Below are 17,068 nucleotides of genomic sequence, written 5' to 3' on the forward strand. Positions count from 1 at the left end.
AAGATTCCGCGCCCACGATACCGGCACAATGCTGGCACCTTGCCAAAACTGTTTCCGCTATCAGAGAAGACCTCCATGGGTGCCTGGCTTAGCAATATCTCGCTGAAATACAAATTCTGGGCGGTCAACGCGGTCGCCTTCGTCACCACCCTGCTGCTGGTGCTGTACGCCGTGCAGTTGGAACAGCAGTCCCGCAGCCATGCTGCCCAGGCCTCCGCCCAGGCGCAGGCGCAATTGCTCAAGGCCTGGCCGGCCGGGCAAGCGCTGCCCAAGACCGATCAGGTGCTGACGTTCAAACGCGGCGAAGCCCCTCGCCTCAACGATCAACCGTTACTGGAGATCAGCGACGGCAACGGCTGGGTCGAGATCAACCATCTGCCGCTGTTCGGCGAAAACCCGCTGATGGGCGCCGAAGTGTTCGGCCGCCCCGATGGCCAGCAGGTCGCGGTCATCGCCTACGGCCCGAGCATGAGCCAGGTGTTCAGCGAGCGGTTCGCCAACTATGCGGTGGCGGTGTTCATCCTGATGCTGGCGATGCTCGGCGCTTCGCAACTGCTGATCCGCTTCCTGCTGAGCCAACTCAACACGCTGAAGGACGTGATGCTGCACGTCGAAAAGACCGGCGACTTGAGCGCCCGGGTGCCGCTGGCGTGCAAGGATGAGGTCGGCCAAATGGCCAACGCCTTCAACGCCATGCAGGCCGGCTACCAGCGGGTGGTGACCACGGTCGCCAACACCGCGCGGCAACTGGACGTCGGCGCGGCGCGCCTGGCGTCGAGCATGAACGAGGTGCGCCACGGCATGCTCGGCCAGCAGAGCGAAACCGACCAGGCCGCCACGGCCATCAATGAGATGACCGCCACCGTCCACCACATCGCCCAGCACGCCGGCGCCACCCGCGATCTGTCGCAGACCGCCGACGGCCTGGCCGGCAGCGGCCAGCAGGTGGTGAGCCGGGTGCAGCAGTCGATCGCCGGGCTGTCCAGCGGCGTGCAGCAGACCGCGGAAATGATCCAGCGCCTGGCCGAGGACAGCCAGAAGATCAACGGCGTGGTCAGCGTGATCCACAGCATCGCCGAACAGACCAACCTGCTGGCCCTCAACGCCGCCATCGAAGCGGCCCGGGCCGGCGAGATGGGGCGCGGGTTCGCGGTGGTCGCCGACGAGGTGCGCAACCTGGCCAAGCGCGTGCAGACCTCCACCGACGAGATCACCACCATGGTCTCGGCGCTGCAGGCCGGCACCCGCGATGCGGTGGACTTCATGCAGGAGAGTTCGTACAAGGCCGACGACTGCGTGCAGCAGGCCCAGGAAGCCGGCGAAGCGCTGGCGGAAATCACCGGCGCCGTGGCGCAGATGCGCGAGAGCAACACGCAGATCGCAGTGGCGGCGGAACAGCAGAGCCAGGTGGCCGAAGAGATGAACCGTGCGGTGGTGAGCATCCGCGACGTGACCGAAGACACCGTGCAGCAGACCGTGGATTCGGCGACCACCAGCAACGAGCTGGCGACCCTGGCCGGCGAACTCAGCAAGGCCATCGGGCAACTGAAGCTGTAGGGGAATCATCGCGAAGGCGTCAGTCCGGGCGACATCGAATCCGGCCATGACGCCTATCGCTTCAATAGCCAACCTTGATTCGCCGCCCTCCCGGCCCGGGCCTATCCTTCAGCCATGCACCGAACATGGCACAAGGAGCCGCAGACATGGGCAAACGTCACCCCAACCTTCCCGCCTGGCAATGGCGCGCGTACCCGCACAACCATCAGCACCCGACCAACCTGGTGCTGCACCTGATCGCCGTGCCGCTGTTCATCGTCGCGTTTCTGCTCATCGTGTCGGGGGTGTTCAGCCTGAGCCTGGCGAGCGTCGCCATCGGCGTGATCGGCATCGTGGCGGCGCTGGCCCTGCAGCGCCACGGCCACAGCCTGGAGGCGCAAGCGTCCGAGCCGTTCAGTGACCGCAAGGATGCCGTATCGCGCCTGTTGGTCGAGCAGTTCCTGACCTTCCCGCGCTTCTTCCTCAGCGGCGGCTGGTGGCGCGCCTGGCGTGAGCGCCACCGCCGGCATTGAGTCAGGCGAAGATCGTCACCGTCTGGCGGCTCATCGCAATCAATTCCCCTTCGGCGCTCCACAGCTTGGCCGCCACATGGCCGTAACCGTCGGCGGCGTACTCGATCTGGGCCAGGTACTTGCACCAGTCCAGCGTGGTCAAATCCCGCAGCGGCTGCACGAACTCCACCGTCCAGGTCAGGGTGCTGCCCGGCGCCGGCTTGCTCAGGAACGGCAGCAGCGCAGGCGGCCAGGCATCGACCAGCGCCAGCAGGTGCGATTCGTTGACCGGCTCTTCAGGGACATCGCCGCGCAAGCGCACCCAGCCGCCCATGTCGCGGGACTTGTTGCCGGTGAACGGCATGCCGCCCACGCTCCAGCGCATCGCCAGATGGCGCATGAACTCCGGCGTGACGCCTTTGATGTAGGGCAGTTCCTGGCAGTCGTCCCAGTGCTTCATCTGCGGCGCCGGCTGAGCGTCGACCGCCACTTCCGACGTGCGCGAGCCGCCGAAGCTGCCCTGCATCAGGGTCACCACCTGGCCGTTCTGCGTCGCGCGGCCCAGCACTTGGCTGACCGCCTTGCCCTCGCGCAGCACCTCGACCTCGAAGCTCACCGGCACTTCAGGCTCCACCGGACCGACAAAGGTGATCGCCAACGAGCGCACGGGACGCTCCACCGGCACCTCGGCGCGCATCACTTCATATTGCAGCGCCGCCACCAGGCCGCCGAAGCTGGCCCGGCCCTGCCCCCATTCGGCCGGAACCGACAGCTCCGGTTGACGGCGGACAGCATCGAGCAGATCGCAAAAGCGCATGGGAACCTCAGGTACGAAAGAGTCAAAGCCGGGATCTTAACCAGCCAAGCAGAGCGCCGCAGCGTCTATTCCGGTCAAATCGACTGACAGAAAGGCCGTACGGGGCTGCAGGGCTGGCTCCTGCAGGGGAACGTTCAGGGCTTGAAGCAGGCTTCGCTGAGCTTGTCGAGGACACGGTCGGCCTTAACCTCGGCCTCGGCCATGGTCGCCTGCCAGGTCGGGACGCAGGGCAGCAGATCCGCTTCCTGCTCGGCCCTGGCCAGCCATTGCCAGCAATCGTGCCAGTCGCCCAAAGCGCCCTGCGCGGATTTCAGATGCTTCATCGCCGATGCGGGCAGGCGATCCAGCCCGGGGTAGGCCTCGATGCCGTAGCGCACGCGCTTGATCAACAGGCGCAGGCGATGGCGGTCGTGGGCCGGGTCGTGCAGCGCCTCGTCAAGGTTCTTCCACTGCTTGCGCAGGCGCTTGCCGATGCGCGTGTCCAGGCCCTTGAGCAAGCCTTGACGCTGGGAGGCGCGCAGGAAACGGGGAAAGGCGTCGAGGATCATCAGCAGCGACGCCAGCTCCGCACTCGCCGCCAGCGCCGGATACGCTTCGGCCATCTGCGCCAGGCGCCGATGGGCCGCCTCCGGCCGGCCATGCTTGAGCAAATAGGCCGCCAACACCTCGCGGTCACGCCATGGCGTGGTCAACTGCCCGACGGCGGCGGCCGCCCCTTCCAGTTGCTCGACACCCGGCAGCCCGCGCAACGGCCTCAACAGGCTGCGCAAGCGGCGCACGGTGGTGCGCAGGTCGTGCAGCGCCTCCGGGTCGGTACGCGCCGCCAGGCGTGCCTGACAAGCCAGCAGCCGCACTTCCAGACCCAGGACATGGGCCACCAACCGGTCAATCATGGGGATCACTCCGTAAACAGCGCCAAGTGGGAAGCCTCAAGCGACAAGCCGTACAAGCTTGCCGCTTGAAGCTTAGCGCTGATGGCCGCTTCTATCGCCCCGCACGGGACTCGCGAATGTAGAAACGCGCCTTCTCGGCTTTCTTCGTGCAGCCCTCGAACCCTTCGAACTGCTGCTGGGTCTTGGCGGCGGTCAGCAGCGACAGGGCCTTGGAATAGCTCACCGTCCCGGCGAACCCTTCGGCCTTGGCCAGGTCCAGCTCGTGCCACGCCGCGTCGAGCTGGCTGCCGCAGCTGTCGCGGTAGGCCGTCTTGCCCGCGCAGCCGGCCAACGCCAGCGCCATCAGGGGTACACAGATCCAGGCTTTCATCACTCACACCTCAGAGATAGGTCAACAGTCGTGCAGGTAAGACGGTTCGACGGCGCAAAAGTGCCTTGGGCCACCGGTGAAGGGCAATACTTTAAAGATAGCCGCGAAGGGTCATCCGGCATCGAAAAAACGACACCCCCGCGCCCCGCGCGACCCGACCGATTGAAGCCCGCCCCCGGATGGGTGCATTGTGCAGGCGTGAGGGGAGGAAGTCCGATGAAAAAGCGTGTCGCACTGGTGCTGGGCTCCGGGGGCGCCCGGGGGTATGCCCATATCGGCGTCATCGAGGAAATCGAACGGCGCGGCTACGAGATCGCCTGCGTCGCCGGGTGTTCGATGGGGGCGGTGGTCGGCGGGATCTACGCGTCCGGCAAGCTGGACGAGTACCGCAACTGGATCGAGAGCCTGGACTACCTGGACGTGCTGCGGCTGGTGGACGTCAGTTTCCGCCTCGGCGCGATCCGCGGCGAAAAGGTCTTCGGCCAGATCCGCAAGATCGTCGGCGAAATCAACATCGAAGACCTGCGCATCCCCTACACGGCGGTGGCCGCCGACCTCACCAACCAGCAGGAGATCTGGTTCCAGGAAGGCTGCCTGCATCAGGCGATGCGCGCCTCGGCGGCGATCCCGAGCCTGTTCACCCCGGTGATGCAGGGCAACCGGATGCTGGTGGACGGCGGCATCCTCAACCCGTTGCCGATTGTGCCGGTGGTGTCCAGCCACTGCGACCTGATCATCGCCGTCAACCTCAACGCCACCAACCAACGCCACTACAAGCTGCCGGTGATCCAGCGCCCCGCCGCGTTCCGCACCCGCTTCGACAGCCTGATCAGCTCGCTGGGCTCGAAGATGCCGTTCCGGCGCAAGCAGGCCGAACAGCTGTTGCTGTTGGAGCAGGAAGCGCTGCGGGCCGAGGCGGCGGAGATCAACCCGTGGGTCGAAGGCGCCGAACCCGAGACCCAGCAACCGGCCGCCGCCCCCGAGCGCGACGGCGCGCCGAAGTCGGCCACCGGCTCGTTCATCATCGATAACGTGGGGCCGGCGTCGTTGCTGGATCTGATCAACCAGAGCTTCGAAGTGATGCAGACCTCGTTGGCCCAGTACAAGATCGCCGGGTATCCGCCGGACGTGCTGATCAACGTGCCGAAGCGGGTGTGCCGGTTCTTCGAGTTCTACAAGGCGCCGGAACTGATCGCGCTGGGGCAGGAGATCGCGCGGGATACGCTGGACCGGTACGAAAGCGAGCTGCCTTGAGGGACACATGGCCTGACAGGGCCTCACCGCGGGCAAGCCTGCTCCCACAGGGGCTGCGGTCGCTCACCACCACTGCGCTTCGGTCGAAGCCTGTGAGAACAACAGTACTTGCCCTGGCTCTGGCGCCCGGGTTGACGCCATCGCCAGCAGGCTGGCTCCCACAAGGGACTGGCGCCACAAACGAATCCTCTGTGGGAGCCAGAGCCGGCCCGTTCGGCACAGGCCTACAGGCTGGTCTCGCCCAACAACCGATACCCCACCCCCGCCTCGGTGACGATGAACCGCGGCCGGGTCGGGTCGTCCGCCAGTTTCTGGCGCAGGTGCCCGACCACGATGCGCAGGTAGTGGCTGTCTTCGGTGTGGGTCGGGCCCCAGATGTCCTTGAGCAACTGCTGCTGGGTGATCACCCGTCCCGGATGCCGCGCCAGTTGCGCCAGCACCGCGTACTCCTTGCGGGTCAGGGCCACTTCGGCGCCGTCGAGCGTGACCCGGCGGTACGCCAGGTCCACGGTCAGCGGGCCGAAGTTCAGCGCGGCCTGCTGCGCCTCCCCCGCCGGCGCCTGACGCAGCAGCGCCCGCACCCGGGCGAGGAACTCCTGGATGCCGAACGGCTTGGTCACGTAATCGTTGGCGCCGCCGTCCAGGGCCTGCACCTTCTGCCCTTCGCTGGCGCGCACCGACAGCACCAGCACCGGCGCCGTGGCCCATTCGCGGAACTCGCGCAGCACTTGCTGGCCGTCCATGTCCGGCAGGCCGAGGTCGAGCACCAAGAGGTCGGGCTTGTTCAGCGCCGCCTGCGCGAGGCCTTCGGTGCCGGTGCCGGCCTCCAGCACCTTGTAGCCCTGTGAAGCGAGGCTGATGCGCAGGAACTTGCGGATCTGCGGTTCGTCGTCGATGACCAAAATGGTCGCGGTCTGGCTCATGGATTCACGTCAACACAAAAGTTGGGCAAGAGAGTAGCGCAGCGGGGATCAGCCTTCACCGTCCATCCCCGGCTGCGTCTGCAACGGCAGGTGCAGCGTGATGCAGGTGCCGCGGCCGTCGATGCCGTCGCCCACGCTGATCCGGCCGCCGTGGGCGCCGACCATGCCCTGACAGATCGCCAGCCCCAGGCCCGTGCCCTGCCCGCCCCGGTCACCGCGCGCAGCGGTGTAGAACATGTCGAAAATCTTAGCCCGCTCCTCGACGGGAATGCCCGGCCCTTCGTCGCTGACCGAGAAGAACAGTTCGTCGCCGTCCGCTCCGGCACGCAGTTGCAGGCGGCCATGGGACGGCGAGAACCGTGCGGCGTTCTCCAGCACGTTCACCAGCGCCTGCTCGATCAGCGCCGCGTGCACGAACAGCAGCGGCAGTTCGGCCGGCACCTCGGTGCTCACCTGCAACGACGACAGCACCGCCCGCAAGCGATTGAGCGCGCTGCCGACAATGTCCGCCGGCGCCACCCAGTCCCGCGCCAGCTTCAGTGCGCCGTGGCCGAGACGGGTCATGTCCAGCAGGTTCTGGATGTAGCGGTCCAGGCGCTCGGCCTCGTCGCGGGTGCCCTCCAGCAGTTCCCGGCGGTCCTCCAGCGGGATCGCCTCGCCCAGGGCCAGCAGGCTGTCGATGCTGCCGCGCATTGAGGTCAACGGCGTGCGCAGGTCGTGGGACACCGAGGCGAGCAAGGCGCTGCGCAGCTGTTCGGTCTCGCCGTGCAGCCGCGCCGCCTCCAGGTCGTCGGCCAGTTGCGCCCGCGCCAACGCCTGGGCCAGCGGCTGGCTCAACGCGGTGAGCAAACGGCGGCGCTGGCCGCTCAAGGTCTGGCCCTCTTTGGCGCACACGCCCAGCAACGCCAGCGGCCCCTCTTCCGCCGACAGCGGCCACCACCACCAGCGTCCGAACGGCAGCGTGCCGGTGCCCATGCCCGCCGGTTGGTCGTGCTGCCAGGCCCAATCGGCAGCGGCGCGTTCGGCCTCGGAGAACTGCAGCGGCCCGCCGGTCTCGACCTTCCAGCCGCCCTGGCCGTCGCGGTTGAGCAGGCACACCTGCAGGTCGCTCCAGCCGTTGAGGTGCTGGGCGGCGGCGCTGACCACGGCCTGGCGGTCGGTGGCGGCGGTGAGCCGGCGCGACAGGTCGAGCAGTTCGGTGGTCTCTTCCTGGGTGTCGCGCAGGGCCTGCAACTGCCGGCGCTGACGGGCCGCGAGATTGCCGGTGAGCGCCGCCATCAGCAGGAAGAACAGCAAGGTCAGCACGTCTTCCTCCCGCTGGATGGCGAAGGAGAAGTTCGGCGGAATGAACAGAAAGTCATAGGTCAGGAACGACAGCGCCGCACAGGCCAGCGCCGGTCCCAGGCTGCTGCGCACCGCCACCAGCAGCACCGCCGCCAGGAACACCAGGGAGATGTTCGGCAACGGCAACACGCTGGACACCGCCCATGCCAGCGCACTGGCCGACACCGTCGCCACCAGGGCCAGCGCGTAGTCGAACCACACCAGCGCCGGGGCGCTCCGGAGGCGCGGTTGATGCGGCTGGTGCTCGCTGTCCAGCACGTTGATCTCCAGGCCCTGGGCCTGACGCAGCAGACGCGTCGCCAGACCGCCGCCGAACAGGCGACGGCGCAGGCGCGGCCGGGACTGGCCGACCAGCACCAGGCTCGCCCGACGTTCGGCGGCGTGCTGGATCAGGGTCTTGGCCACCTCGCCGGCCCGCAGCAGCACCACTTCGCCGCCCAGGCGCTCGGCCAGTTGCTGGGCGCTTTGCAGGCGCAGGCGCGATTGCTCGTCGCGCACCCGGCCGTTGTCGACATGCACCAGGCTCCACGGCAGATGCCGGCGTTGAGCGACACGGCTGGCGTGGCGCACCAGCCGTTCGGCCTGGGCATCGCCGTCCACGCCCACCAGCAGGCGCCCGCGCACCGCCGGCGCCGACTGGCCGAGCTGGCGGTAACCCTGGGCCAGGTCGTTGTCCACCTGCGCGGCGGCGGTCTGCATCGCCAGTTCGCGCAGCGCGGTGAGGTTGGTCTGGGTGAAGAACGCATCGATGGCCGCCCGGGCCTGCTCCGGCACGTAGACCTTGCCTTCGCGCAGGCGCTCCAGCAATTCCCGCGGCGGCAGGTCGATCAGCAGCAGTTCGTAGGCTTCCTGCAGCACCCAGTCGGGCAAGGTTTCGCGCACCTGCACGCCGGTGATGCCGCGCACTTGGTCGTTGAGGCTTTCCAGGTGCTGGACGTTGACCGTGGTGAACACGTCGATGCCGGCGGCGAGCAGTTCCTGGATGTCCTGCCAGCGCTTGGCGTGACGGCTGCCGGGGGCGTTGGTGTGGGCCAGTTCGTCCACCAGCACCAGCTTGGGCTTGGCCGCGAGCAGGCCGTCCAAGTCCATTTCTTCGAGGGTGACGCCGCGGTACTCCGAACGCACCAGCGGCTGCTGCGGCAGGCCGCCGAGCAGCGCTTCGGTCTCCGCCCGGCCGTGGGTCTCGACGACGCCGGCGATGACCTTCACGCCTTGGCGCAATTGGGTGTGGGCGGCCTGGAGCATGGCGTAGGTCTTGCCCACGCCCGGCGCGGCGCCGAGGAACACCTTCAGCCGGCCGCGGCCGTCCCGGGGCAGATTGGCTAACAGCGCATCGGCGCGGCCGGAATCACTCATGCTTGATGTTCTCTTCCTGATGTTTGTGTATCGCAGCGACTGCCGTCATCGCCAGCAGGCTGGCTCCCACAGGGAAATCCGCGTTCCTGTGGGGGCCCGCCTGCTGGCGATTGGCGGTGCAACGGCTCAGAGCTTTTCCAGCGCCAGGTTCAGCTCCAGCACGTTGACCACCGGCGGCCCCACCAGCGGCTGTTCGATGTGCGCGTCGAGCAGTTGCTGCAGGGTCGCCACCGGCAGGTTGCGCGCCTGTGCGACACGCGCCAGTTGATAGGCAATCGCCGCCGGTGGCAAGTGCGGATCGAGGCCGCTGCCGGAGGTGGTGAGCAGCGCCAGGGGCACCGGCCCCTGACCTGGCACCTGCAACTTGCCGGCATCGTCGATCACACGGGTGGCCAGGGCGGGGTTGCTCGGCGCCAGGTTGCTCGCGCTGCTCGACACGGTGGCGAACGCACCGGCCGAGGGGCGTGGGTGGAACCAGGCATCGCCGACGAAATCCTGGGCGATCAGGGACGAGCCGCGCACCTTGCCTTCGGCATCGCGCACCAGGCTGCCGTTGGCCTGTTCCGGGAAGGCGACCTGGGCGATGCCGGTGACCGCCAAGGGATAGGCGACGCCGGTGACCAGGGTCATCAGCACCAGCAGGCTCAGGGCGGGACGTATCAGTGTGGACATTTCAGAATCCTCGAATTCAAGCAGCGGATGCCGCGTTAGGTCAGGTGCGTCCAGGCGAGTCCATCGCCAGCAGGCTGGCTCCCACAAGGCAATGCCTTTCAAGGGCGGGAGCCGGGTGCCTGGCGCACCTTGCAGAATCAAACCAGGTGCAACGCCGTCAGCAGCATGTCGATGGCCTTGATCCCCACGAACGGCACCAGGATTCCGCCCAGGCCGTAGATCAGCAGGTTGCGCCGCAGCAGCGCCGCCGCGCTCGCTGCCTGCACCCGCACGCCGCGCAGGGCCAGCGGGATCAGCACGACGATGATCAGGGCGTTGAACACGATGGCCGACAGGATCGCGCTCTGCGGGCTGCTCAGGTGCATGATGTTCAGCACGCCCAGTTGCGGGTAGATCGCGGCGAACAGCGCCGGCAGGATCGCGAAATACTTGGCCACGTCGTTGGCGATGGAAAAGGTCGTCAGCGCGCCGCGGGTCACCAGCAGTTCCTTGCCGATCTGCACCACGTCCAGGAGCTTGGTCGGGTCGCTGTCGAGGTCGACCATGTTGGCCGCCTCGCGCGCGGCCTGGGTGCCGTCGTTCATCGCCATGCCGACGTCGGCCTGGGCCAGCGCCGGGGCGTCGTTGGCGCCGTCGCCGCACATCGCGACCAGGCGGCCGTCGTTCTGCTCGTGGCGGATGCGCGCCAGTTTCTTCTCCGGCGTGGCTTCGGCCAGCACGTCATCGACGCCCGCTTCGGCGGCGATCGCGGCGGCGGTCAGCGGGTTGTCGCCGGTCACCATCACCGTGCGGATCCCCAGCTTGCGCAGTTCGGCGAAACGCTCGCGGATCCCCGGCTTGACCACGTCCTTGAGGTGGATCACACCCAGCAGCTTGCCGTCGGCGCAGACCAGCAACGGCGTGCCGCCGCTCTGGGCGATCTTGTCGATCTCCCGGGACAGGGCCGGGGCCAGGTCGCCGCGCTGCTGGCCGAGGAAGGCGAGCAGCGAATCCACCGCGCCCTTGCGGTAGGCGCGGCCCTGATAGTCCACGCCGGAGAGCCGGGTCTCGGCGCTGAACGGCACGGCGGTCAGGGTGTCCATCGACGGCTCCGGCTGCGGGTTGGCGCCGCGCAGGTACTCGACGATGGATTTGCCTTCGGCGGTGTCGTCGGCCAGCGAGGCGAACAGCGCGCCCTCGGCCAGTTCACGGGCGTTCACGCCCGGCGCGGCATGCACCGCGCTGCAGCGGCGGTTGCCGAAGGTGATGGTGCCGGTCTTGTCCAGCATCAGCACGTGCACGTCGCCCGCCGCCTCCACCGCACGCCCAGACTTGGCGATCACGTTCAGGCGCACCAGACGATCCATCCCGGCGATGCCGATGGCCGACAGCAGGCCGCCGATGGTGGTCGGGATCAGCGTCACCAGAAGCGCCACCAGAAACACCAGCGGCAGGCTGCCGTTGGCGAAGTGAGCGAACGGCTGCAGAGTCACCACCACCAGCAGGAAGATCAGGGTCAGACCGATCAGCAGGATGTCCAGCGCCACTTCGTTCGGGGTCTTCTGGCGCTTGGCGCCTTCGACCAGCGCGATCATGCGGTCGAGGGTCGACTCGCCAGGGTTGGCGGTGATCTTCACCAGCAGCCAGTCGGACACCAGGCGAGTGTTGCCGGTGACGGCGGAACGGTCGCCGCCGGACTCGCGGATCACCGGTGCCGATTCACCGGTGATGGCCGCTTCGTTCACCGCCGCGATGCCTTCGATGACTTCGCCGTCGCCGGGGATCATTTCCCCGGCCTCGACGCGCACCACATCACCTTTGCGCAGGCTCGCGGCCGGCACCACCTGGAAGCTGCCGTTGGCCAGCTTGCGCCGGGCGCTCAGCCCTTCGCTGCCGGCCTTGAGGCTGTCGGCCCGGGCCTTGCCGCGCCCTTCGGCCAGGGCTTCGGCGAAGTTGGCGAACAGCACGGTGAACCACAGCCACAGGGCGATCTGCGCGGCGACGAAGGTCGGCACGACGCTGTCCGGGATGAAGCACAGCACGGTGGTCAGGACGGCGGTCAGTTCCACCACCAACATCACCGGCGAGCGCTGCAGCTGGCGCGGGTCGAGCTTGACGAAGGCTTGCACCAGCGCCGGACGCCACAAGGCGCTGATCGCGGTTTTCGCATGTTCCGGCGCCTTGGCGGCGACGGGTTTGATTGCAGGCATATTCATGATGGATTCCTTAGAAGCCCATGCTCAGGTGTTCAGCGATAGGGCCCAGCGCCAGGGTCGGCAGGAAGGTCAGGCCGCCCACCAGCAAAATGGTCACGGTCAGCAGGGTCACGAACAGCGGGCCGTGGGTCGGGAAGCTGTTCTGGCCGATCGGCGCGGTCTTCTTCATCGCCAGGCTGCCGGCCAGGGCCATGACCGGGAGGATGTAGCCGAAGCGGCCGATCAGCATGCCCAGGCCCAGCATCAGGTTGTGGAACGGGGTGTTGGCGCTCAGGCCGCCGAACGCCGAGCCGTTGTTGGCGCTGGCCGAGGTGTAGGCGTACAGCAACTGGCTGAAACCGTGGGGGCCGGGGTTGCTGATGGTCGCGGCAGGGCCTGGCAGGCTCGCGGCGATCGCGCCGAGCACCAGCACGCCCACCGGCATCACCAGCAGCGTGACCACCAGCAGTTGCACCTCCCGCGCCTGCAGTTTCTTGCCCAGGTATTCCGGCGTGCGCCCGATCATCAGGCCGGCGAGGAACACCGCGATCAGCACGTTGAGCAGCATGCCGTAGAGCCCGGCGCCGACGCCGCCGAAGATCACTTCGCCGACCATCATGTTGACCAGCGCCACCATGCCGCTGAGCGGGTTGAGGCTGTCGTGCATGCCGTTCACCGAACCGTTCGAGGCGGCGGTGGTGGTCACCGACCACAGCACGGTGGCGGTGGTGCCGAAGCGCGCTTCCTTGCCTTCCAGCGGTGCGGTCTGCTCGACGGCCGGGCTGCTCAGCGCCGGGTTCGGCTGGTACTCGGCCCACAGCGACGTGGCGCCGCCGATGATGAACAGCGCCAGCATGCAGCCGATGATCGCGCGGCTCTGACGCAGGTCCTTCACGTAATGGCCGAAGGTGAACACCAGCGCCACCGGGATCAGGATGATCGACGCCACTTCGAACAGGTTGCTCCACGCCGTCGGGTTCTCGAACGGATGCGCCGAGTTGACGCCAAAGAAGCCGCCGCCGTTGGTGCCCAGTTGCTTGATCGCGATCTGGCTGGCCGCAGGGCCGAGCGAGATCACCTGATCGACGCCCTGCACCGTCACGGCGTTCACGTATTGGGCGAAGGTCTGCGGCACGCCCTGCCACACCAGGTACAGCGCCAGCAGCAGGCACAGCGGCAGCAGGCCGTAGAGAGTGGCGCGGGTCATGTCGGCCCAGAAGTTGCCCAGGGTCTTGGCGGATTTGCGACCGATGCCGCGGCACAGCGCAACCAGCACGGCCAGGCCGGTGGCGGCGCTGACGAAATTCTGCACGGTGAGGCCGGCCATCTGGCTCAGGTAGCTGAGGGTCGCCTCACCGCTGTAGGACTGCCAGTTGGTGTTGGTCATGAAACTGACCGCGGTGTTGAACGCCTGGGTCCATTCCTGGCCCGGCAGGTTCTGCGGGTTGAGCGGCAGGTGATCCTGGAACACCAGGATCGCGAACAGCAGCAGGAACCCGGCGAGGTTGAACGCCAGCAACGCCAGCGTGTACTTCTGCCAGCTCTGCTCGCTCTGCGGATCGACCCCGGCGAGGCGGTAGCAGCCGCGCTCCAGCGGGCCGAGCACCGGCGTCAGCCAGGTGCGTTGGCCTTCCATCACCTTGTAGTAGAAGCGCCCCAGCAACGGCGCCGGCAGCAGGACCACCGCGAAGAACGCGAGGATCAGCCCATAGTCATAACTGTGCATAGCCGCTCCTAGTTCCGATCCGCGCGCAGCAGCGCAACCAACAGATAAATGAACAGCCCTGCCGCCAGCAGCAGGGACACCCCGTCCAGAACGCTCATGGAAGATCTCCGTTTTACGGCGTATTGCCGCGTGTGGAGGCATTGTCGGAAAGGCGGCCGTAAAGGAACGAGACCGAGGGGCTCGCGAGGGCATAAAGAAAGCGTAAAGAGTGGGTTTACGCGGCGATTACGGCGCAGGTCCCTGAACCGCTGAGGGCGTAACCGGCCTAGAATGGAACCAGTGCGAAATCCCTTCGCTCAAACAGGGTATGCAGCGGCGTACGGCGAAACCCTCGCCCGCCGGCCTGCCCTTGAGGAGTGCCGTTATGCCTTGGTATGCCTGGTTGATCCTGGTCGTGGCCATCGGCTCGATCGTTGGCGGCTTGATGATGCTGCGCGACACCGCCAACAAGGTCGAGCTGACCGAAGAGCAACGCAGACGCGTCGCTGAACGCAATGCGGAAATGGACGCCAAGGAGGCACAAGACCGCTGAATGGGAAACCCGCCGATGCCGGCGGGTTTTTCTTTGCGTCGCTGGCCGGCCGGCCGGCAGGGGCACGGCTGAGATCACGCCGGACTCAACCGCACGCTTTTTAGAAGTAGAAGTACAGTCACCATGCAATTTTCATTGGTTAAGATGGGGACCTAGTTGCGGAGAGTTTAAATGCGTTATTCGCAGGATCACAAAGCCCAGACCCACCAGCGCATCATCAAGGAAGCCTCCGAACGGTTCCGCAAGGACGGCATCGGCGCGACCGGCCTGCAGCCCTTGATGAAAGCCCTGGGCCTGACCCACGGCGGCTTCTATTCGCACTTCAAGTCCAAGGATGAACTGGTGGAAAAGGCCTTGCGGGCGGCCGGCGACCAAGTGGCCGGCCTGTGCGCCGACATCTTCGCCCAGGCCAATCCGCTGGACCTGTTCATCGACACCTACCTCTCCGAATGGCACCAGACCAGCCCGCACGAAGGCTGCCCGTTGCTGACCATCTCCTCGGAACTGGGGCTGCGCGGCCAGCCCAGCCCCACCAGCGACGAGGTGCTCAAGGCCCGCCTCGACCAGATCGAAGGCACCCTCGACGGCGACGACGCGGCCGAGCGCAGCATCGTCATCATGGCGACCCTGGCGGGCGCGCTGCTGCTGTCGCGCAGCGTCGCGGACGGCGATTTCGCCCAGCGCATCCTTGACGTCACCCGCGACCACCTCAAGCGTTCGAAAGACTAGCCCGCCCAGCGCTTGAACAGCACGCTGGCGTTCACCCCCCCGAACCCGAAACCGTTGGACAGCGCATATTCGATCGGCATCGACCGCGCCTGGCCGTGGACGATGTCCACGCCTTCGCTGGCCGGGTCGGGATCGTCGAAGTTGAGGGTGGGCGGGACGACCTGGTCGCGGATCGCCAGCACCGTGCAGATCGCTTCGAGCCCGCCGGCCGCGCCCAACAGATGCCCGGTGGCGGATTTGGTCGAGGTCACGGCGATGCTGCGTCCGGCACCGAACAACGACTTGATGGCCGCCAACTCACCCAGATCCCCGACCGGCGTGGAGGTTGCGTGGGCATTGAGGTGCTGCACCTGGTCCGGCGTCACGCCCGCCTGGGCCAATGCCAACCCCATCGCGCGCTGCGCCCCGTTGCCGTCCTCGGGACCGGCGGTCAGGTGGTAGGCATCGGCGCTGGTGCCGTATCCGACCAGTTCGGCCAAGGGCCGGGCGCCCCGCGCCAGCGCATGCTCCAGGGACTCGATCACCAACAGGCCCGCCCCCTCGCCCATGACGAAGCCGTCCCGTCCGCTGTCGAACGGGCGCGAGGCGCGTTCGGGCGTGTCGTTGTAGGCGCTGGACAAAGCGCGGGCCGCCGCGAAGCCGGCCAGGCTGACCCGGTCGATGGCCGCCTCGGCGCCGCCGCACACCGCGATGTCGGCTTCGCCCGCACGGATCATCCGCGCCGCGTCGCCGATCGCCTGCACCCCGGCCGCGCATGCCGTCACCGGCGCGCCCAGCGGCCCCTTGAGGCCGTGGGCGATCGAGACATGGCCGGCGGCAAGGTTGACCAGGAACGAAGGGATGGTGAACGGCGACAGACGGCGCGGGCCACGGCTGTCGGTGGTGCGCACGGCATCGGCGATGGCGCCGAAGCCGCCCACGCCGGAACCGATGACGGTCGCCGTGCGTTCCTTGGCCCGGGCTTCGGCAGGTTGCCAGCCCGCCTGCTCCAACGCCTGGCGGGCCGCCTCCATGGCGAACAGGATGAAGCGGTCCATCTTCTTCTGTTCCTTGGGCGGCGTCGCACGGTCAGGGTCGAAGCCGGCTTCGGCATCCTCCTCCACCGTCGGCACCACCCCGCCGACACGGGTCGGCAGATCCGCGACCACCGCTTCCGGCAACGGACGCAACCCCGAGCGGCCAGCCAACAGACGCTGCCAGGCCGCTTCGACGCCGCTGCCCAGCGGAGACACCAGGCCCATTCCCGTGACCACTATCCGACGCTGATCCATATCAGGTTTCCTCTTGCCGATTCAGAAAGGTCTTACTTGTAGCGCCCGGCCGCCGAACGGTGGGAAAGGTTGGGCGCCATCACCAGACGCGCGGCGACGAAGGCCTGCCACTCACCGGCGTCCGGCAGGGACGGAATGGTCACCAGTTCACCTTGCTCCAGCCCCGCCAGAGACGCATCCACCATCTCGCCGGCCTCCATGATCATTTCATCCGGAATGCCGCTGGCGTCGATCCCGGAGCGCTCCCAGATTTCGGTGCGGGTGACGCCGGGCAGCACCGCCTGCACCTTGACGCCGGTGCCGTCGAGCTCCGCGTTCAGCGATTGGGTCAGGCTCAGCACGTAAGCCTTGCTGGCGCTGTAGGTGGCGTTGAAACGCTCGGGAAACAGCGCCACCACGGAGGCGATGTTGACGATCGTGCCACGGCCGGCGTTGAGGAACGCCGCAGCGGCGGCGCAGGCCAGCCGGGTGACGGCGGTGATGTTCAGCTGGATCAGCCGTTCCAACTGCTCGGGATCGGCGTCGGCCAGCGAACCGTTGGCGCCGACGCCCGCGTTGTTGACCAGCAGGCTGATGCCGGCGTCGCTGCGCAGACGCTGCTCGACCTTCTGCACATCGGCCTTCTGCGTCAGGTCGGCCTTCAGCACTTCGACCTGGACGCCATGGGCGCCGCGCAACCTGACGGCGGCGCTTTCCAGCCGCTCCTGGTCACGGGCCACCAGCAACAGATCGAACCCCCGCGCCGCCAACCGCTCGGCGTATACCGCACCGATGCCGGAAGACGCGCCAGTGACGAGGGCCGTACCTTGAGACTTTGGAGAATTCATGACCGTACTCCTGCTGAACCTTGGGGGAATGAACGCCTCCGGAGACCGGACGGCTTCGGATGGCGAAAATATTATAGGCATAATCAGAGAGCAATATGATAGCCGTAATTTCAATCCGCCCGACGAACACCC

16 protein-coding genes are annotated in these 17,068 nt (G+C 67.2%); 5 read left to right on the forward strand and 11 right to left on the reverse strand.

The features are described from left to right. Positions 1-75 precede the first annotated feature (75 nt). Entirely contained in the window at positions 76-1,557 is a 1,482-nt protein-coding gene (locus CAG31_RS03060) for a methyl-accepting chemotaxis protein (protein ID WP_085578003.1), read from the forward strand. A 146-nt stretch (positions 1,558-1,703) separates the two neighbouring features. After that, entirely contained in the window at positions 1,704-2,069 is a 366-nt protein-coding gene (locus CAG31_RS03065) for a terminase (protein ID WP_085578004.1), read from the forward strand. A 1-nt stretch (position 2,070) separates the two neighbouring features. Here CAG31_RS03065 and CAG31_RS03070 read toward each other — a convergent pair whose 3' ends face one another. The 3 genes from CAG31_RS03070 to CAG31_RS03080 form a co-directional block, all read right to left on the reverse strand. After that, the gene (locus CAG31_RS03070; protein WP_085578005.1) at positions 2,071-2,865 is read right to left on the reverse strand and encodes an acyl-CoA thioesterase II; all 795 of its coding nucleotides are present in this window, start codon (positions 2,863-2,865) and stop codon (positions 2,071-2,073) included. Positions 2,866-2,999: 134 nt separating this feature from the next. Further along, positions 3,000-3,758 (reverse strand): CHAD domain-containing protein, encoded by a 759-nt coding sequence (locus CAG31_RS03075; RefSeq protein ID WP_085578006.1) that lies wholly within the window; start codon positions 3,756-3,758, stop codon positions 3,000-3,002. Between the two features lie 91 nt (positions 3,759-3,849). Next, positions 3,850-4,128, reverse strand: a complete 279-nt coding sequence (locus CAG31_RS03080; RefSeq protein WP_007950948.1) for a hypothetical protein — start codon at positions 4,126-4,128, stop codon at positions 3,850-3,852. A 216-nt stretch (positions 4,129-4,344) separates the two neighbouring features. Here CAG31_RS03080 and CAG31_RS03085 point away from each other — a divergent pair, with 216 nt between their 5' ends. Then, positions 4,345-5,382 (forward strand): patatin-like phospholipase family protein, encoded by a 1,038-nt coding sequence (locus CAG31_RS03085; protein ID WP_085578007.1) that lies wholly within the window; start codon positions 4,345-4,347, stop codon positions 5,380-5,382. A 224-nt stretch (positions 5,383-5,606) separates the two neighbouring features. Here the strand turns inward: CAG31_RS03085 and CAG31_RS03090 are convergent, their stop codons facing one another. The 6 genes from CAG31_RS03090 to kdpF all read right to left on the reverse strand — a co-directional run bounded on the left by CAG31_RS03090 (position 5,607) and on the right by kdpF (position 13,675). Further along, a complete protein-coding gene (locus CAG31_RS03090) occupies positions 5,607-6,305 on the reverse strand; it encodes a response regulator (protein WP_085578008.1) in 699 nt (232 codons plus the stop codon). A gap of 48 nt (positions 6,306-6,353) precedes the next feature. Beyond that, complete coding sequence (locus CAG31_RS03095) at positions 6,354-9,005, reverse strand: sensor histidine kinase KdpD (protein WP_085578009.1); 2,652 nt, start codon at positions 9,003-9,005, stop codon at positions 6,354-6,356. 126 nt (positions 9,006-9,131) lie between these two features. Continuing rightward, the gene (gene kdpC, locus CAG31_RS03100; protein ID WP_085578010.1) at positions 9,132-9,677 is read right to left on the reverse strand and encodes a potassium-transporting ATPase subunit KdpC; all 546 of its coding nucleotides are present in this window, start codon (positions 9,675-9,677) and stop codon (positions 9,132-9,134) included. A gap of 137 nt (positions 9,678-9,814) precedes the next feature. After that, positions 9,815-11,872: a potassium-transporting ATPase subunit KdpB gene (gene kdpB / locus CAG31_RS03105; protein ID WP_085578011.1), complete on the reverse strand. Its 2,058-nt coding sequence runs from the start codon at positions 11,870-11,872 to the stop codon at positions 9,815-9,817. A gap of 10 nt (positions 11,873-11,882) precedes the next feature. Next, positions 11,883-13,577: a potassium-transporting ATPase subunit KdpA gene (gene kdpA / locus CAG31_RS03110; protein ID WP_085578012.1), complete on the reverse strand. Its 1,695-nt coding sequence runs from the start codon at positions 13,575-13,577 to the stop codon at positions 11,883-11,885. A gap of 8 nt (positions 13,578-13,585) precedes the next feature. Continuing rightward, on the reverse strand, positions 13,586-13,675 hold the full coding sequence (gene kdpF, locus CAG31_RS03115) for a K(+)-transporting ATPase subunit F (protein WP_007963673.1): 90 nt from the start codon (positions 13,673-13,675) through the stop codon (positions 13,586-13,588). A gap of 266 nt (positions 13,676-13,941) precedes the next feature. On the opposite strand from kdpF, the gene CAG31_RS03120 reads away from it, so the two are divergent. Beyond that, the gene (locus tag CAG31_RS03120) at positions 13,942-14,109 is read left to right on the forward strand and encodes a DUF2897 family protein (protein ID WP_085578013.1); all 168 of its coding nucleotides are present in this window, start codon (positions 13,942-13,944) and stop codon (positions 14,107-14,109) included. Positions 14,110-14,280: 171 nt separating this feature from the next. Beyond that, positions 14,281-14,838, forward strand: coding sequence for a TetR/AcrR family transcriptional regulator (locus tag CAG31_RS03125; protein ID WP_085578014.1), 558 nt, complete (start codon positions 14,281-14,283; stop codon positions 14,836-14,838). Here the strand turns inward: CAG31_RS03125 and fabF are convergent. Continuing rightward, positions 14,835-16,109, reverse strand: a complete 1,275-nt coding sequence (fabF, locus tag CAG31_RS03130; RefSeq protein WP_085578015.1) for a beta-ketoacyl-ACP synthase II — start codon at positions 16,107-16,109, stop codon at positions 14,835-14,837. The two genes, CAG31_RS03125 and fabF, sit on opposite strands and share 4 nt — an antisense overlap. Positions 16,110-16,141: 32 nt before the next feature. Beyond that, positions 16,142-16,936, reverse strand: a complete 795-nt coding sequence (locus tag CAG31_RS03135; protein WP_085578016.1) for an SDR family oxidoreductase — start codon at positions 16,934-16,936, stop codon at positions 16,142-16,144. Positions 16,937-17,068: the final 132 nt, after the last annotated feature.

The organism is Pseudomonas sp. R25(2017) (assembly GCF_002112565.1).
Taxonomy (GTDB): domain Bacteria; phylum Pseudomonadota; class Gammaproteobacteria; order Pseudomonadales; family Pseudomonadaceae; genus Aquipseudomonas; species Aquipseudomonas ekonensis.

Excerpts from the sequence above, each read along its gene's own strand:
- CAG31_RS03060 (WP_085578003.1), top strand. The coding sequence starts at position 76 with ATGGGTGCCTGGCTTAGCAATATCTCGCTGAAATACAAATTCTGGGCG.
- CAG31_RS03065 (WP_085578004.1), top strand. The coding sequence starts at position 1,704 with ATGGGCAAACGTCACCCCAACCTTCCCGCCTGGCAATGGCGCGCGTAC.
- CAG31_RS03070 (WP_085578005.1), bottom strand. The coding sequence starts at position 2,865 with ATGCGCTTTTGCGATCTGCTCGATGCTGTCCGCCGTCAACCGGAGCTG.
- CAG31_RS03075 (WP_085578006.1), bottom strand. The coding sequence starts at position 3,758 with ATGATTGACCGGTTGGTGGCCCATGTCCTGGGTCTGGAAGTGCGGCTG.
- CAG31_RS03080 (WP_007950948.1), bottom strand. The coding sequence starts at position 4,128 with ATGAAAGCCTGGATCTGTGTACCCCTGATGGCGCTGGCGTTGGCCGGC.
- CAG31_RS03085 (WP_085578007.1), top strand. The coding sequence starts at position 4,345 with ATGAAAAAGCGTGTCGCACTGGTGCTGGGCTCCGGGGGCGCCCGGGGG.
- CAG31_RS03090 (WP_085578008.1), bottom strand. The coding sequence starts at position 6,305 with ATGAGCCAGACCGCGACCATTTTGGTCATCGACGACGAACCGCAGATC.
- CAG31_RS03095 (WP_085578009.1), bottom strand. The coding sequence starts at position 9,005 with ATGAGTGATTCCGGCCGCGCCGATGCGCTGTTAGCCAATCTGCCCCGG.
- kdpC (WP_085578010.1), bottom strand. The coding sequence starts at position 9,677 with ATGTCCACACTGATACGTCCCGCCCTGAGCCTGCTGGTGCTGATGACC.
- kdpB (WP_085578011.1), bottom strand. The coding sequence starts at position 11,872 with ATGAATATGCCTGCAATCAAACCCGTCGCCGCCAAGGCGCCGGAACAT.
- kdpA (WP_085578012.1), bottom strand. The coding sequence starts at position 13,577 with ATGCACAGTTATGACTATGGGCTGATCCTCGCGTTCTTCGCGGTGGTC.
- kdpF (WP_007963673.1), bottom strand. The coding sequence starts at position 13,675 with ATGAGCGTTCTGGACGGGGTGTCCCTGCTGCTGGCGGCAGGGCTGTTC.
- CAG31_RS03120 (WP_085578013.1), top strand. The coding sequence starts at position 13,942 with ATGCCTTGGTATGCCTGGTTGATCCTGGTCGTGGCCATCGGCTCGATC.
- CAG31_RS03125 (WP_085578014.1), top strand. The coding sequence starts at position 14,281 with ATGCGTTATTCGCAGGATCACAAAGCCCAGACCCACCAGCGCATCATC.
- fabF (WP_085578015.1), bottom strand. The coding sequence starts at position 16,109 with ATGGATCAGCGTCGGATAGTGGTCACGGGAATGGGCCTGGTGTCTCCG.
- CAG31_RS03135 (WP_085578016.1), bottom strand. The coding sequence starts at position 16,936 with ATGAATTCTCCAAAGTCTCAAGGTACGGCCCTCGTCACTGGCGCGTCT.